The 15803-nt window shown below is 59.2% G+C and carries 10 protein-coding genes; all 10 read left to right on the top strand.

What is annotated here, in order from left to right; translation table 11 throughout:
- Positions 1–216 precede the first annotated feature (216 nt).
- A complete protein-coding gene (gene lgt, locus FNY10_RS20325) occupies positions 217–1092 on the top strand; it encodes a prolipoprotein diacylglyceryl transferase (RefSeq protein WP_100686115.1) in 876 nt (291 codons plus the stop codon).
- A 6-nt stretch (positions 1093–1098) separates the two neighbouring features.
- A complete protein-coding gene (gene thyA, locus FNY10_RS20320) occupies positions 1099–1893 on the top strand; it encodes a thymidylate synthase (protein ID WP_141963599.1) in 795 nt (264 codons plus the stop codon).
- Positions 1894–2080: 187 nt separating this feature from the next.
- The gene (locus FNY10_RS20315) at positions 2081–2548 is read left to right on the top strand and encodes a prepilin peptidase-dependent protein (RefSeq protein ID WP_131048664.1); all 468 of its coding nucleotides are present in this window, start codon (positions 2081–2083) and stop codon (positions 2546–2548) included.
- Positions 2539–3102, top strand: a complete 564-nt coding sequence (locus FNY10_RS20310; protein ID WP_160703204.1) for a prepilin peptidase-dependent protein — start codon at positions 2539–2541, stop codon at positions 3100–3102. Before FNY10_RS20315 ends, FNY10_RS20310 begins: the two co-directional genes overlap by 10 nt.
- The gene (locus FNY10_RS20305) at positions 3099–3506 is read left to right on the top strand and encodes a DUF2509 family protein (RefSeq protein WP_100686111.1); all 408 of its coding nucleotides are present in this window, start codon (positions 3099–3101) and stop codon (positions 3504–3506) included. The genes FNY10_RS20310 and FNY10_RS20305 overlap by 4 nt, the downstream gene beginning before the upstream one ends.
- A gap of 41 nt (positions 3507–3547) precedes the next feature.
- Positions 3548–3814: a prepilin-type N-terminal cleavage/methylation domain-containing protein gene (locus tag FNY10_RS20300; RefSeq protein ID WP_255493289.1), complete on the top strand. Its 267-nt coding sequence runs from the start codon at positions 3548–3550 to the stop codon at positions 3812–3814.
- A gap of 12 nt (positions 3815–3826) precedes the next feature.
- Positions 3827–7198: an exodeoxyribonuclease V subunit gamma gene (gene recC / locus FNY10_RS20295; RefSeq protein WP_160703202.1), complete on the top strand. Its 3372-nt coding sequence runs from the start codon at positions 3827–3829 to the stop codon at positions 7196–7198.
- 123 nt (positions 7199–7321) lie between these two features.
- Complete coding sequence (ptrA, locus tag FNY10_RS20290; RefSeq protein ID WP_160703200.1) at positions 7322–10207, top strand: pitrilysin; 2886 nt, start codon at positions 7322–7324, stop codon at positions 10205–10207.
- On the top strand, positions 10204–13749 hold the full coding sequence (recB, locus tag FNY10_RS20285; protein WP_160703198.1) for an exodeoxyribonuclease V subunit beta: 3546 nt from the start codon (positions 10204–10206) through the stop codon (positions 13747–13749). The genes ptrA and recB overlap by 4 nt, the downstream gene beginning before the upstream one ends.
- Complete coding sequence (gene recD / locus FNY10_RS20280; RefSeq protein WP_141963610.1) at positions 13746–15584, top strand: exodeoxyribonuclease V subunit alpha; 1839 nt, start codon at positions 13746–13748, stop codon at positions 15582–15584. Before recB ends, recD begins: the two co-directional genes overlap by 4 nt.
- The last annotated feature ends 219 nt before the right edge of the window (positions 15585–15803 follow it).

Here is a 15803-nt window from a genome sequence, read left to right as displayed (position 1 = left end):
AATGGCGCACTCAGGTAGCCCGGAGAGACGATCGGTGCCGCCTTTGGAAAACTGTCGTGCGCTGTTAGCATTCATATACATATCTTTTACAACAACGGCACGGCCAGCGAATTAACCTTATGCTATTATTCGCCCCCTTGGAGCACCCGTATTGGTCGGGCGTGTATGATTACCGCTGTCCACTTTCGGCGGAATAACAAGTCTTTATGGTGACAGATGAATAGTGGCTACCTGCATTTCCCGGATTTTGATCCGGTGATATTTTCCGTTGGGCCGGTCTCCCTCCACTGGTACGGTTTGATGTACCTGGTCGGGTTTGTTTTTGCGATGTGGCTAGCCACCCGTCGTGCCAACCGTCCGGGCAGCGGCTGGAGCAAAAACGAAGTTGAAAATCTGCTGTATGCCGGGTTCCTTGGCGTTTTCCTCGGTGGCCGTATCGGCTACGTCCTGTTCTATAATCTGCCGGTTTTCCTGCAGGATCCGCTGTATCTGTTCCGCGTCTGGGACGGCGGCATGTCGTTCCACGGTGGTCTGATTGGCGTCATCCTCGTGATGATCATTTTTGCCAAACGCACCAAACGCACTTTCTTCCAGGTCTCCGATTTTATCGCGCCGCTGATCCCCTTTGGCCTCGGGGCGGGGCGTCTGGGCAACTTTATCAACGGCGAGCTGTGGGGACGCGTCGATCCGAGCTTCCATTATTCGATGATTTTCCCCGGCTCGCGCGCGGAAGATCTGGCGCTGCTGCCGTCTCATCCGCAATGGCAATCGCTGTTTGATACCTACGGCGCACTGCCGCGTCACGCTTCGCAGCTATACGAACTGGCGCTGGAAGGGGTCGTCCTGTTCCTGATCCTGAACCTGTTTATCCGCAAACCGCGCCCGACCGGGTCGGTATCCGGTCTGTTCCTGATTGGCTACGGCCTGTTCCGCATTATCGTGGAATTCTTCCGCCAGCCAGACCAGCAGTTCACCGGCGAATGGGTACAGTACATCAGCATGGGGCAGATTCTTTCGATCCCAATGGTGCTTGCGGGTATCATTATGATGGTCTGGGCGTACCGTCGTCGTCCGCAGCAACAAACTTCTTGAGGAACCATGAAACAGTATCTTGATTTGATGCAGAAAGTGCTCGCCGAGGGCACGCAAAAAAATGACCGCACCGGTACCGGCACGATCTCCATTTTCGGCCATCAGATGCGTTTTAACCTGCAGGAAGGCTTCCCGCTGGTGACGACCAAGCGCTGTCATTTACGCTCCATCATCCATGAACTGCTGTGGTTCCTCCAGGGTGACACCAACATCGCGTATCTGCATGAAAACAATGTCACTATCTGGGACGAGTGGGCAGATGAAAATGGCGATCTGGGGCCGGTTTACGGCAAACAGTGGCGTTCCTGGCCTGCGCCGGACGGCCGCCATATCGACCAGATCAGCACCGTGATGGAACAGCTGAAAAACGACCCGGATTCACGTCGCATCATCGTTTCTGCGTGGAACGTGGGCGAGCTGGATAAAATGGCGCTGGCGCCGTGTCACGCGTTTTTCCAGTTCTACGTCGCGGACGGTAAACTCTCCTGTCAGCTCTATCAGCGCTCCTGCGATGTGTTCCTCGGCCTGCCGTTTAACATCGCCAGCTATGCGCTGCTGGTGCACATGGTCGCCCAGCAGTGCGATCTGGAAGTCGGTGATTTTGTCTGGACCGGTGGGGATACTCATCTCTACAGCAACCACCTTGCACAGACGGATCTGCAGCTGAGCCGCGAACCGCGTCCGCTGCCGAAGCTGGTCATCAAACGCAAACCGGCGTCGATTTTCGATTACCGCTTTGAAGATTTCGATATCGAAGGTTACGACCCGCATCCGGGAATTAAAGCGCCGGTGGCGATTTAATTCGTCCGGCACAGGATGCCATAGAAAGCTAAAAACCGGTGCCTGAGGCGCCGGTTTTTTTTACCTGCGCAACCACGCTCCCTGATTTTCTGCAACCATCTGCAAGGCTGACGCCTGGCTTCGGCACGCCTCGCGAAACGCTATTTTGTCCGTCGTCTTCGCGCTGCCTTTTCCCCATACTCGCGGGATGAACAGACAACGCGGCTATACCCTTATTGAAACGCTGATCGCGCTGGCGCTGATATTCATCCTCAGCGCCGGCGGAGTCTACAGCTGGCAGAGCTGGCAGCAGCAACAGCGTTTATGGCAAACCGCCAACCAGGTGCGCGACTATCTGGTGCTGCTACGCGACGACGCAAACTGGCATAACCGCAACCGGCTGGTGAAGGTGGGGCAACGCGGCGGCGGCTGGTGTCTGAGCGCCGAGGAGACACTTGCGGAGTGTGCGACAGCAACGCCGTTTACGCTGCACCCACGCTGGCCGGAAGTGGCGCTCAGCCATATCACGCCGGGATTAGGTTTTTACGGGCTGCGTAACAGCGCCTGGGCCGGCCATATCCGGCTGCAAAGTGCGGGGGGGAGCTGGAATATTATCGTGTCGGACTGGGGACGAATTCGCCTGTGTCGTAATGAGGAGACCGCATCGTGCCTTTAATTCCCCGAGGTTTTTCGCTGGCCGAGACGCTTATCTCGATGGCCATCAGCGCTATCTTACTGATGGGCGCAGCGCGTTTTTTGCCTGCTTTGCAGCGACAGGCGCTGCGGCAGACTCAGCAACAGTCGCTGGATAATGAACTCTGGCAGCGCGTATATACGGTAGCGAAACATCTGCAGCGTGCGGGCTATTGCGCCGGGGAGTGCGTGGGACAACCGTTGCTCATCGCCAGTGGGGGGCACTGTACGATCGTCCGTTGGGACAGTAATAGCAACGGCGCGTGGGATGCCACGCCGGAAGCAATGTCTGAGGCGACAGGATTTCGTTTGAACAGCGGGGCGCTGGAAACGCGACGCGGCGCCACCAGTTGCAGCGATGGCGGATGGGAAAAAATGACAAATCCCGGTGCGCTCAACGTGACCCATTTTCAGATTACCCGCCAGGATATCGCCGGATTTGCTCCCGAGTTCATCGTCATGCTGGCGGCGCACGCGGTGGCGGATCCCCGGATTTCGGCTCAGGCGGAATATCGCGTGACCGGGTATAACTTATGAGCCGTCAGCGTGGGGGCTCCTCGTTGCTGATGGTGCTTTTGCTGCTGGCGCTTGGCAGCATGTTATTACAAGGGCTGAACCAGCAGCAGCGCTCTCTGCTGGCGCAAACCGCGGGGGAAACTCAGGCGATCCGCGAAACGGCTGGCGCGCACTCCGCGCTACAGTGGGGAAAAGCTCTGGCGTGGACGATACAGGATGCCAACGCCTGCCGTTACTCTGCTGCCGAGGGCTGGCGCGCCTGCCTGCGCATTTTTGACGATGCATCGGTCCTGTTAATCGCCAGCGGCGGTCGCATTTTGCTGTGGCAATCCGGCCGGGTTGAAGAGGGCGTCGTGCGCTTTTCTCCCCATGGCTGGAGCGACTTTTGTCCACTAACGGAGGCGAATCTGTGTCGGATGCCGTGAACAATGAGCAGGGTTTTAGCCTGCCGGAAACGCTGCTGGCGATGACCTTACTGGTTATGGTGGTCACCGCGCTTGGCGGCTACCAGCGTGGGCTGGCCACGGGTTTTATTCAGTTGAATCAATATCGCCAGCTGTGGCGAGACGCATGGCGCTATGGCCAGATGAACCCACCGCAGATTCCCCCCGGCGGGTCCGTTACCCGCTTGCAGACATCGGCGGCCAGATGTGTCAGCATCACGGTAACGATCACCATGCCCGTTGATAAACGGGTGCAGATGACCCGGCTGCATTGCCCGGTCAGTCAGTAGTCAGGAGCGAATATGTTAAGGGTGTACCACTCAAACCGTCTGGATGTTCTTGAAGCGTTGATGGAGTTTATCGTCGAGCGCCAGCGGCTGGACGACCCTTTCAAACCGGAAATGGTGCTGGTGCAAAGTACCGGGATGGCGCAGTGGCTACAGATGACGCTGGCAAAACGGTTTGGCATTGCCGCCAACATCGACTTCCCGCTCCCGGCGAGCTTTATCTGGGACATGTTTGTCCGCGTATTGTCGGATATCCCCGGAGAAAGCGCCTTCAGTAAGCAAAGCATGAGCTGGAAACTGATGACCCTGCTGCCGCAACGTCTTGACGATGAGGCTTTTACGCTGCTACGCCACTATCTCCGCGACGACAGCGACAAGCGCAAACTGTTTCAACTGGCAGCCCGGGTCGCCGACCTCTATGACCAGTATCTGGTCTATCGCCCTGAATGGCTAATGTGCTGGGAGGCCGATGAACGCGTCAATGGCCTCGGTGACGCCCAGCAGTGGCAGGCGCCGCTATGGAAGGCGCTGGTCGAACATACCGCCGCGCTGGGGCAGCCGCTCTGGCACCGCGCCAATCTGTACCAGCGTTTTATCAACACGCTGGAGGCGGCGGATGAGCCTCCGGCCGGGCTGCCTTCACGCGTCTTTATTTGCGGGATTTCGGCGCTGCCGCCGGTTTATCTACAGGCGCTGCAGGCGTTGGGCAAGCACGTCGATGTGTATGTGCTGTTCACCAACCCCTGTCGGTACTACTGGGGCGATATTAAAGATCCGGCCTTTCTGGCGAAACTGATGTCGCGCCAGCGCCGCCATCATCGTGAACCGCGCGAACTCCCGCTGTTTCGCGATAGCGGGCAGGCGCCAGGGTTGTTTAACGATGCAGGGGAACAGGACGTCGGTAACCCGCTGCTCGCCTCATGGGGGAAGCTGGGTCGCGACTATATCTATCTGTTGGCCGGGCTGGAACGTTATGAAGAGCTGGATGCTTTTGTCGATATTACGCCCGATAATCTGCTGCACAATTTACAGGCGGATATTCTCGATCTGCGTAATGCCGCAGTGGCCGGGCGAAGCGCGGAAGAGTTCGCCCACAGCCACAGTAAACGCTCGCTTGCTCTGGACGATCGTAGCCTGACTCTTCATGTCTGCCATAGCCCGCAGCGTGAGGTCGAGGTGCTGCATGACCGGCTGCTGGCGATGCTGGAAGAGAACCCTGAACTGACGCCGCGCGACATTATCGTGATGGTGGCGGATATCGACAGCTACAGCCCTTACATTCAGGCGGTATTCGGCAGCGCCAGCGGCGAGCGCTGGCTACCGTGGGCGATTTCCGACCGGCGCGCCACCGAATCGCATCCGGCTCTGCAGGCGTTTATTACGCTGCTTTCTCTGCCCGACAGCCGCTTTGCCAGCGAAGATGTGCTGGCTCTGCTGGATGTCCCGGTGCTCGCCGCGCGCTTTAACATTGATGAAGAGGGGCTGCGCTATCTGCGTCAGTGGGTTAATGAATCCGGCGTGCGCTGGGGAATGGATGACGATAATGTGCGCGAACTGGATCTGCCCGCCACCGGGCAACATACCTGGCGCTTTGGCCTGACGCGCATGCTGCTGGGCTATGCGATGGACAGCAGCCAGGGCGAATGGCGGTCGGTCCTGCCGTACGATGAGTCCAGCGGGCTGATCGCTGAGCTGGTGGGTAATCTGGCTTCGTTGCTGATGCAGCTCAACCTGTGGCGGCGGAAGCTGGCGCAGGAACGACCGCTGGCGGAATGGCTGCCGCTTTGTCGCGAACTGCTCAACGACTTTTTCCTGCCTGACGTCGATACCGAAGCGGCGCTGGCGCTGATTGAACAGCAGTGGCAGGCGGTGATTGGTGAAGGCGCCCAGGCACAATATGAGCAGACCGTCCCTCTGTCTTTATTACGCGATGAACTGGCGCAGCGGTTGGACCAGCAGCGTATCAGCCAGCGTTTCCTCGCCGGGCCGATCAATATCTGCACCCTGATGCCGATGCGCTCCATACCGTTCAAAGTGGTGTGTCTGCTGGGGATGAACGACGGCGTTTATCCGCGGACGCTGGCGCCGCTGGGCTTCGATTTAATGAGCCAGAAACCGCAGCGCGGCGATCGCAGCCGTCGCGATGATGACCGCTATCTGTTCCTGGAAGCGCTGATGTCCGCCGAACAGACATTATATATCAGCTACATTGGCCGCTCGATTCAGGACAATAGCGAACGCTACCCTTCGGTGCTGGTGCAAGAACTGGCGGACTATATTGGCCAGAGCCACTGCCTGGCCGGGGATGAGGCGCTGGATTGTGACGCCAGCGAGCGACGCGTCAAAGCCCATATCACCCATCTGCACACGCGAATGCCTTTTGATGCGGCCAATTTCCGCGATGATGAATATCAGAGCTACGCCCGGGAGTGGCTGGCGGCCGCCAGCCAGCAGGGCGAGGCGCATAGCGACTTTATCCAGCCGCTGCCGGCGCAGGCTATCGAAACGCTACCGTTTGAACAGCTGCTGCGATTCTGGCAGCACCCGGTGCGCGCCTTTTTCCAGCAGCGCCTGCGGGTTAACTTCCGCTCTGAAGAGAGTGAGATTCCGGATGATGAGCCGTTCACCCTCGAAGGACTTAGCCGTTATCACCTGAACCAGCAGCTGCTGAATACGCTGATTGAACAACAGGATGCGTCGACGATGTATCGCCGCTTTCGCGCCGCGGGAGAGCTGCCCTTTGGCGCTTTTGGCGAGCTGGCCTGGGAGGCGCAGCGTCAGGAGATGCAAAACCTTGCGGAGCGGGTCATTGCCAGCCGACTGCCGGGGCAAAGCATGGAAATCGATCTGCAATGCAACGGAGTCAACATTACGGGGTGGCTACAGCAGGTACAATCTGACGGCCTGTTGCGCTGGCGGCCGTCGCTGCTGAGCGTCGCACAGGGGATGCAACTTTGGCTGGAACACCTTGTCTACTGTGCTAGCGGCGGAACCGGTGAAAGCCGGCTGCTGGTGCGCAAAGAGGGCGAATGGCGTTTCCCGCCGCTGGCGCAGGAACAGGCCAAAGCCTACCTTGATCAGTTGGTAGAGGGTTACCTGCAAGGCATGTCCAGACCGCTGCTGTTACTGCCAGAAAGCGGCGGTGCATGGCTAAAAGTCTGTTATGACGCTGAAAAGGATGTCATGTTAACGGACGAAGAGACGCAACAAAAAGCGCGTAGCAAATTTCTTCAGGTCTATGAAGGCAATATGGTGGTCAGCGGCGAAGGGACGGATGTCTGGTATCAGCGCCTCTGGCGCACGCTTGAACCGGCCTGCTATGAAGAAATTATTACGCAAACACAGCGCTACCTGTTGCCGATATTTCGTTTCCATCAGCCCGAATAAATTGGTAATAGTATAAAAATTGCGCAAAATAAGGTGTTCAATTATTATGCGCAACCTATCACGGACTGATGTGCATAACGCTGATGCTGTCAGCGCAAAGTTTGTTAATGATGAGGTTCGTGAATGCCCCGCAGTGTATGGTTCAAGGTTATTTTAGTGCTGGCGGCCCTCTGGGCGCCGTTAAGTCAGGCAGATACCGGATGGCAACCGATTCAGGAAACCATTCGTAAAAGCGAAAAAGATCCCCGACAGTATCAGGCCATTCGTCTGGATAATGGCATGGTGGTCCTGCTGGTTTCCGATGCGCAGGCGGTGAAATCGCTGTCTGCGCTGGTGGTGCCCGTGGGGTCGCTGCAGGATCCCGTCGATCATCAGGGGCTGGCGCATTTTCTCGAGCACATGACGCTGATGGGCTCGCAAAATTATCCGCAGCCGGACAGCCTCGCCGAATTTCTGAAAATGCACGGCGGCAGCCATAATGCCAGTACTGCGCCTTATCGCACCGCGTTCTATCTTGAAGTCGAAAACGATGCCCTTGACGGCGCGGTCGATCGTCTGGCGGATGCCATTGCCGCTCCGCTGCTGGATAAAAAATATGCCGATCGCGAGCGCAACGCGGTCAACGCCGAGTTGACCATGGCGCGCACCCGTGACGGGATGCGCATGGCGCAGGTGAGTGCCGAGACCATTAACCCGGCGCACCCGGCTGCGCATTTTTCCGGCGGTAACCTCGAGACGCTTAGCGACAAGCCCGGTAAACCGGTGCTCGACGCCCTGCATGCTTTCCGCGACAGCTGGTACTCGGCGAACCTGATGAAGGCGGTTATTTACAGCAACAAACCGCTGCCGGAACTGGCGAGCATCGCGGCGAAAACCTATGGTCGGGTGCCAAACCACAATATCAGTAAACCGGAAATTACCGTCCCGGTGGTGACCGATGCGCAAAAGGGCATCATCATTCACTACGTCCCGGCAATGCCGCGCAAAGTGCTGCGCGTTGAATTCCGTATTGATAACAACAGCGAGCAATTCCGCAGCAAAACCGACGAGCTGGTGACCTACATGATCGGCAACCGCAGCCCGGGAACCTTATCTGACTGGCTGCAGCAACAAGGCCTGGTCGAGGGGATTCGCGCGGATTCCGATCCGGCGGTTAACGGCAACAGCGGCGTACTGGCGATTTCGGCGACCCTGACCGACAAAGGGCTGGCGCACCGTGATGAAGTGGCGGCGGCGATCTTCAGCTACCTTAACTTATTGCGTAGCCAGGGCATCGACAAACGCTATTTCGATGAGCTATCTCATGTTCTGGCGCTTGATTTCCGCTATCCGTCGATCAACCGCGATATGGACTATGTGGAATGGCTGGCAGATACCATGATCCGCGTCCCGGTAGAGCATACGCTGGACGTGGTCAACATTGCCGATCGCTACGATCCGCAGGCGATTAAAGACCGGCTGGCGATGATGACGCCGCAAAATGCGCGCGTCTGGTATATCAGCCCGCAAGAGCCGCATAACAAGAGCGCTTACTTTGTGAATGCGCCGTATCAGGTCGACAAGATTAGCACGCAAACCTTTAACGACTGGCAGCAGAAGGCGAGCGCTATCGACCTCAAGCTGCCGGTGTTGAACCCTTATATCCCTGACGATTTTACGCTGATTAAAAGCGATAAAGCCTACCCGCATCCGCAGCTGATCGTGGATGAGCCGATGCTGCGGGTGGTCTATGCGCCCAGTCAGTACTTCGCCAGCGAGCCAAAGGCTGACGTTTCGCTGGTGCTGCGTAACCCGCAGGCCATGGACAGCGCCCGTAGCCAGGTCATGTTTGCGCTGAACGACTATCTGGCGGGTATTGCTCTCGATCAGCTCAGCAACCAGGCGGCGGTGGGCGGCATCTCCTTCTCAACCGGCGCCAATAACGGCCTGATGGTCAATGCCAATGGCTACACCCAGCGGCTGCCGCAGCTGTTTACCGCGTTACTGGACGGCTATTTCAGCTATACGCCGACCGAAGAGCAGCTGGAGCAGGCTAAATCCTGGTATGCGCAGATGATGGATTCTGCGGATAAAGGCAAAGCCTACGACCAGGCAATCATGCCGGTTCAGATGTTGTCCCAGGTACCCTATTTCCAGCGCGAGGAACGCCGGGCGCTGCTGCCGTCAATTAGCCTGAAAGAGGTACTGGCCTATCGCGACAACCTGAAAGCGAAAGGGCGTCCGGAACTGCTGGTGATTGGCAACCTCACCGCCGAACAGTCCACCGCCATGGCGCGTCAGATTCAGCGGCAGCTGGGATCTGATGGCAATGAGTGGTGTCGCAACAAAGACGTGCTGATCAACAGCCAGCAGCTGGCGATTTTTGAAAAGCCCGGCAACAGCACCGATTCGGCGCTGGCCGCCGTCTTCGCCCCGCCGAACGTGGATGAATACAGCAGCTCCGCCGCCAGCTCCCTGCTCGGGCAGATTATTCAGCCGTGGTTCTATAACCAGCTGCGTACCGAAGAGCAGCTTGGCTACGCGGTCTTTGCTTTCCCGATGAACGTCGGGCGCCAGTGGGGGATGGGCTTCCTGTTGCAAAGCAGCGATAAACAGCCCGCTTTCCTCTGGCAGCGCTTCCAGGCATTCTTCCCGACCGCGGAAGCTAAGCTGCGGGCGATGAGCCCGGCAGCGTTTGCGCAAATCCAGCAGGCGGTGATAAGCCAGATGACTCAGGCGCCGCAAACGCTGGGCGGCGAAGCCTCTCAGCTGAGCAAAGATTTCGATCGCGGTAATATGCGCTTCGATTCACGTGATAAAGTAGTGGCTCAGATAAAACTGCTGACGCCGCAAAAACTTGCCGACTTCTTCCATCAGACGGTGGTGGTTCCGCAAGGCATGGCGATCCTGTCCCAGATTTCCGGCAGCCAGAATGGCAAGACCGATTACGTCCACCCTGAAGGTGGCAAAGTCTGGGAAAGCGTCAGCGCGTTGCAGAAATCCTTACCCCTGATGCGAGAGAACGAATGACCGAAACCGCCGAGCCTTTGGATCCCCTGCGCTTGCCCTTAACGGGCGAGCGCCTGATAGAAGCCTCTGCGGGCACCGGAAAAACCTTTACCATCGCCGCACTGTACCTGCGGCTGCTGCTGGGGCTAGGCGGGGAATCCGCCTTTCCTCGTGCGGTCAGCGTGGAAGAGCTGCTGGTGGTGACCTTCACCGAAGCGGCCACCGAAGAACTGCGTGGCCGCATTCGCAGCAATATTCACGAGCTGCGCATTGCCTGCCTGCGCGACAGCGCGACCGATCCCCTCTATAGCGCTTTGCTGGCTGAAATTCCGGATAAGAGCCAGGCGGCGAAGACGCTGCTGCTGGCGGAACGCCAGATGGACGAGGCGGCGGTATTTACCATCCACGGTTTTTGTCAGCGGATGCTGAGCCTCAATGCCTTTGAGTCCGGGATGCTCTTTGAGCAGCAGCTTATTGAAGATGAATCGCGGCTGCGCTATCAGGCCTGCGCCGACTTCTGGCGTCGACATTGCTATCCGCTGCCGCGGGAGATTGCCGCCGTCATTCATGAGGCGTGGAAAGGACCGCGCGATCTGTTGAAATCCCTCGATCGCTGGTTGCAGGGCGAAGCTCCGCAGCTCAAATCCCCACCGGCGGCGGAAGAGACGCTGGCCGAACGCCATCAGCAAATCATTGCGCGCATTAACGCCCTGAAAACACAGTGGCGGGAACAGGTCGCTGAGATTGAAGGCGTGCTGGAGAACTCTGGCCTCGACCGCCGTAAGTTCAATCGCGGTAACCAGGGAAAGTGGATAGAGAAAATCAATGCCTGGGCGCAGGAAGAGACGCTCGGCTATCAGCTTCCTGATGCGCTGGAGAAATTCTCGCAGCCCTTCTTACATGAACGAACCAAAGCGGGCGCTGAGCCGCCGGTACATCCGCTGTTCAGCGCGGTTGAACAGCTGCTGGCTTCTCCGCTGACGCTGACGGATCTGGTTATCGCCAGGGCGATGGTGGAGATCCGTGAAGCGGTCGCGAGGGAGAAGCGTCGGCGCGGCGAGCTGGGTTTTGATGACATGCTCAGTCGCCTTGACGACGCGCTGCGCGGCGACAGCGGAGAAGCGCTGGCCAGCGCCATTCGTCAGCGTTTCCCGGTGGCGATGATCGATGAATTTCAGGATACCGACCCGCAGCAGTACCGAATTTTCCGCCATATCTGGCGTCAGCAGCCGGAGACGGCGTTGCTGCTTATCGGCGACCCCAAACAGGCCATCTATGCCTTCCGCGGCGCGGATATTTTCACCTATATGAAAGCGCGTGGCGATGTGGCGGCCCACTATACGCTGGATACCAACTGGCGTTCTGCTCCTGGGGTGGTTGAAAGCGTTAACCGCCTGTTCAGTCTGAGCGATAACCCCTTTATGTTCCGGGAGATCCCTTTCTTGCCGGTTAAAGCGGCCGGGAAAAACCACGGGCTGCGTTTTACCGTGGATAACGACGCGGTTCCTGCCATGAACATCTGGCTGATGCCGGGCGAGGCCGTGGGCTCCGGTGATTATCAGACGTATATGGCGCAGCTGTGCGCGGCGCAAATTCGCGACTGGCTAAGCGCCGGTCAACAGGGGAGCGCGCTGCTGTGGCGGGGGGAGAAAGCCCGCGCGGTTCAGGCCTCCGATATCACGGTTCTGGTACGTAACCGTCAGGAAGCCTCGCTGATCCGCGATGCCTTACGGGGGCTGGCTATCCCGTCGGTGTATCTCTCTAACCGCGATAGCGTTTTTGACACGCCGGAAGCACAGGAGATTTTATGGCTACTGCAGGCGGTACTGGCTCCCGAACGAGAAAATACGCTACGCAGTGCGCTGGCAACATCTATGTTCGGCTTGAATGCGCTGGATATTGAACGCCTCAACCAGGACGAGCGCGCGTGGGACGCGCTGGTGGAAGAGTTCAGCGGCTACCGGCAAATCTGGCGCCAGCGCGGGGTGATGCCGATGCTGCGGGCGCTAATGAGCGCGCGGCAGATGGCGGAAAACCTGCTGGTGACGGTCGGCGGTGAACGCCGTTTAACCGACATCCTGCATATCAGCGAACTGCTGCAGGAGGCGGCCAGCCAGCTGGAAAGCGAACATGCGCTGGTGCGCTGGCTGACGCAGCATATCGCCGAACCGGACAGCAATGCGTCCAGTCAGCAGATGCGCCTGGAAAGCGATAAGCATCTGGTGCAAATCGTCACCGTGCACAAATCAAAGGGGCTGGAATACCCGTTGGTCTGGCTGCCGTTTATTGCTCGTTTCCGCAAACAGGATCAGGCGTTTTATCACGATCGCGACTCGTTTGCCGCGGTGCTCGATCTTGCTCAGGACGAGGGCAGCCTGGAGCTGGCGGAAGCGGAGCGCCTGGCGGAAGATTTACGTCTGCTGTACGTCGCGCTGACCCGCGCGGTCTGGCACTGTAGTCTCGGCGTGGCTCCGTTGAGCAGCCGACGCAGCGACAAACCCGGCGCCAGCGATTTTCATCACAGCGCGCTCGGGCGCCTGCTACAAGGCGGCGAAGCCATGGATGCCGCCGGGCTGGCTGCGTGTTTGCAAACCTTCTGCAGCGGGGATATCGCGCTGCAAATGCCCGCCGCCCCGGATGCTACGCCCTGGCAGGCGCCGCAGGAGACGCTGCCGCCGCTGTCCGCCAGGAGCCTTGGACGTCAGGTTAGCGATGACTGGCGGGTGACCAGCTATTCCGGATTACAGCAGCATGGTCAGAGCGCGGCTCAGGATCTGTTGCCGCGCCTTGACGTTGATGCCGCTGGCGTCGGTGACGTCGCCGCAGAACCGCAGCTCACGTCGCATCAGTTTCCGCGCGGCGCATCGCCGGGGACATTCCTGCACAGCCTGTTTGAAGATCTCGATTTTACCCAACCGGTCCCCGCTGACTGGATGGCGGAAAAGCTGCAGTCCGGCGGCTTAGGCGAGCAATGGACGCCGGTGCTGACGCAATGGCTGGATGACGTGCTCCGGACTCCGTTGCCGGGCGCCGGGATTGCGCTGAACCAGCTTTCCACCAATGATAAGCAGGTCGAAATGGCCTTCTATTTGCCGATCGAACGGCCGCTGGAACCGCAGCGGCTGGATGCGCTGATTCGCCGCTTCGATCCGCTCTCCGTCGATTGCCCGCCTCTCGACTTCCGTCAGGTCCGCGGAATGTTGAAAGGCTTTATCGACCTCGTTTTCCGTCATAACGGCCGATATTACCTGCTGGATTATAAATCGAACTGGCTGGGGGAAGACCGCGAGGCCTATACCCGCCAGGCGATGGAGCAGGCGATGCGGACTCACCGCTACGATCTGCAGTACCAGCTTTATAGTCTGGCGCTGCACCGCTACCTGCGCCACCGCATTGCGGATTACGACTACGAACGCCATTTCGGCGGCGTGATTTATCTCTTTTTACGCGGCATGGACGGGCAGGGCGGCGAGCAGGGCATTTTCACCACTCGCCCCGTGCAACCGCTGGTTGACGGTCTCGATGCGCTGTTTGCCGGAGACCTACAGGAGGTTCTGTCATGACAATGGATGAACTGTTGCTGGAAGCGGCCAGTCAGCGCCTGCTGCGCCCGTTAGATGTGCAGTTTGCCCTGATGGTGGCGCAAGAGGCGCATCCGGCGGTGAAACTGGCGGCGGCGGTACTCAGCCGCGATGCCGGCGAAGGGCACGTTTGCCTGCCGGTATCGCGTCTGCAAACGGACGAGTTCCTGAGCGGTAAAACCAGCGAACTGCGAGAACAGCTGCTGGCGCAGGCGGGCTTCCCCGATGACTGGCCTGCGCTTCTGCTTGCCTCAGAGGCGGTCAGCGGCGGCGAACGTCCGACGCCGATCGTCCTGTGCGGCGACCGGCTCTACCTCAACCGGATGTGGCGTAATGAGCTGACCGTCGCCCGCTTCTTCAACGACGCTAACCAGGTGGTGGACGTTGACGAGGCCCTGCTGGCCCAAACGCTGGATGCGCTGTTCCCCGCCAGCGATGAAACAGACTGGCAAAAGGTCGCCGCCGCGGTGGCGTTGACCCGCCGTATTTCGGTGATTTCCGGCGGTCCCGGCACCGGAAAAACCACCACCGTCGCCAGGCTGCTGGCGGCGTTGATTCAGACCACCCGGCAACCGCGCTGCCGCATCCGACTGGCGGCGCCGACCGGGAAAGCGGCGGCGCGATTGACGGAATCGTTGGGGGAGGCGCTGAGTCGCCTGCCGCTAACCGATGAGCAGAAGGCGCTGTTGCCTACCGAAGCCAGCACGTTGCATCGTCTGCTGGGCGCTCAGCCCGGTAGCCAACGGATGCGCTACCACGCCGGTAATCCGCTGCACCTCGATGTGCTGGTGGTGGATGAAGCTTCAATGATTGACCTGCCGATGATGGCGCGGCTGATTGATGCCCTGCCGGAACACGGGCGGGTTATTTTCCTCGGCGACCGCGATCAGCTGGCGTCGGTGGAGGCCGGAGCGGTGCTCGGGGATATTTGCGCCTGGGTCAATGCCGGCTATACCTCCGGACGTGCGGCGCAGCTGGAGAGGCTGACCGGCCACCCGGTGCCGGCGGGTGAAAGTGAGGTTGCCGGCGCGCTGCGCGACAGCCTGTGCCTGCTGCAAAAAAGCTATCGTTTTGGCAGTCATTCCGGCATCGGTAGCCTCGCCCGCGCCGTGAACAATGGCGATCGCCACGGCGTCAGAGTGACGCTACGCCAGGCCTACGAGGATATTGCGCTGCATCCGCTGAGTACGACTGAAGAGTATGAAGCCATGTTAATGCAGTCGCAGGCGGGATACGGTCGCTATTTGCAGCTGCTGCGCGAGCGGGCCGAGCCGGAGGCGCTGATTGCCGCCTTTGGTGAATTCCAGCTACTGTGCGCCCTGCGCGACGGCCCTTACGGCGTCAGCGGGGTGAATGAACAGCTGGAGCAGATGCTTAACCGTCGGCGGGCGATAACGCTGCCGAGGCATTCACGCTGGTATGAAGGGCGTCCGGTGATGATTTCGCGCAACGACAGCGCGCTGGGGCTGTTTAACGGCGATATCGGTATTGCGCTGGAGCGGGGAGAGGGGCTGCGCGTCTGGTTCCCGATGCCGGATGGCAGCATTAAGTCGGTGCAGCCAAGTCGTTTGCCGGAGCACGACACCGCGTGGGCGATGACGGTGCATAAATCGCAGGGGTCGGAGTTCGACCATGCGGCGTTGATTCTGCCCGCCAAAATCGTCCCGCTGGTCACCCGCGAGCTGGTATACACCGCAATCACGCGGGCAAAACAGCGGCTCTCGATTTATGCCGATGAGCAGGTGCTTACCCAGTCCATCGTCGCCCGTACCGAGCGGCGCAGCGGGCTGGCAGAGATTTTCGCCAACCGCACATAGTCTTCTTCGGTCTCCCTCCATGGCTTGCGCTACGCTTACCGGGGCTACGTGGGAATGGTAGCCCGGATAAGGCGTTTACGCCGCCATCCGGGGAGGGACCTGCCGCGGCCCGGGAATGGCTCCCCGGTGGCGCTACGCTTACCGGGGCTACATGAGACCGGTAGCCCGGATAAGGCGTTTACGCCGCCATCCGGGGCTAAGCAGGCTTAGCTTTCAGCC

Source organism: Klebsiella sp. Lac1, from assembly GCF_009825425.1.
GTDB classification, from domain to species: Bacteria; Pseudomonadota; Gammaproteobacteria; order Enterobacterales; family Enterobacteriaceae; genus Klebsiella; species Klebsiella electrica.
Note: the sequence above shows the minus strand (reverse complement) of the source record. Positions and strands in the feature narration are given on the sequence as shown.

Coding starts and splice junctions, on each gene's coding strand:
- lgt (WP_100686115.1), top strand. CDS start 217: ATGAATAGTGGCTACCTGCATTTCCCGGATTTTGATCCGGTGATATTT.
- thyA (WP_141963599.1), top strand. CDS start 1,099: ATGAAACAGTATCTTGATTTGATGCAGAAAGTGCTCGCCGAGGGCACG.
- FNY10_RS20315 (WP_131048664.1), top strand. CDS start 2,081: ATGAACAGACAACGCGGCTATACCCTTATTGAAACGCTGATCGCGCTG.
- FNY10_RS20305 (WP_100686111.1), top strand. CDS start 3,099: ATGAGCCGTCAGCGTGGGGGCTCCTCGTTGCTGATGGTGCTTTTGCTG.
- FNY10_RS20300 (WP_255493289.1), top strand. CDS start 3,548: ATGACCTTACTGGTTATGGTGGTCACCGCGCTTGGCGGCTACCAGCGT.
- recC (WP_160703202.1), top strand. CDS start 3,827: ATGTTAAGGGTGTACCACTCAAACCGTCTGGATGTTCTTGAAGCGTTG.
- ptrA (WP_160703200.1), top strand. CDS start 7,322: ATGCCCCGCAGTGTATGGTTCAAGGTTATTTTAGTGCTGGCGGCCCTC.
- recB (WP_160703198.1), top strand. CDS start 10,204: ATGACCGAAACCGCCGAGCCTTTGGATCCCCTGCGCTTGCCCTTAACG.
- recD (WP_141963610.1), top strand. CDS start 13,746: ATGACAATGGATGAACTGTTGCTGGAAGCGGCCAGTCAGCGCCTGCTG.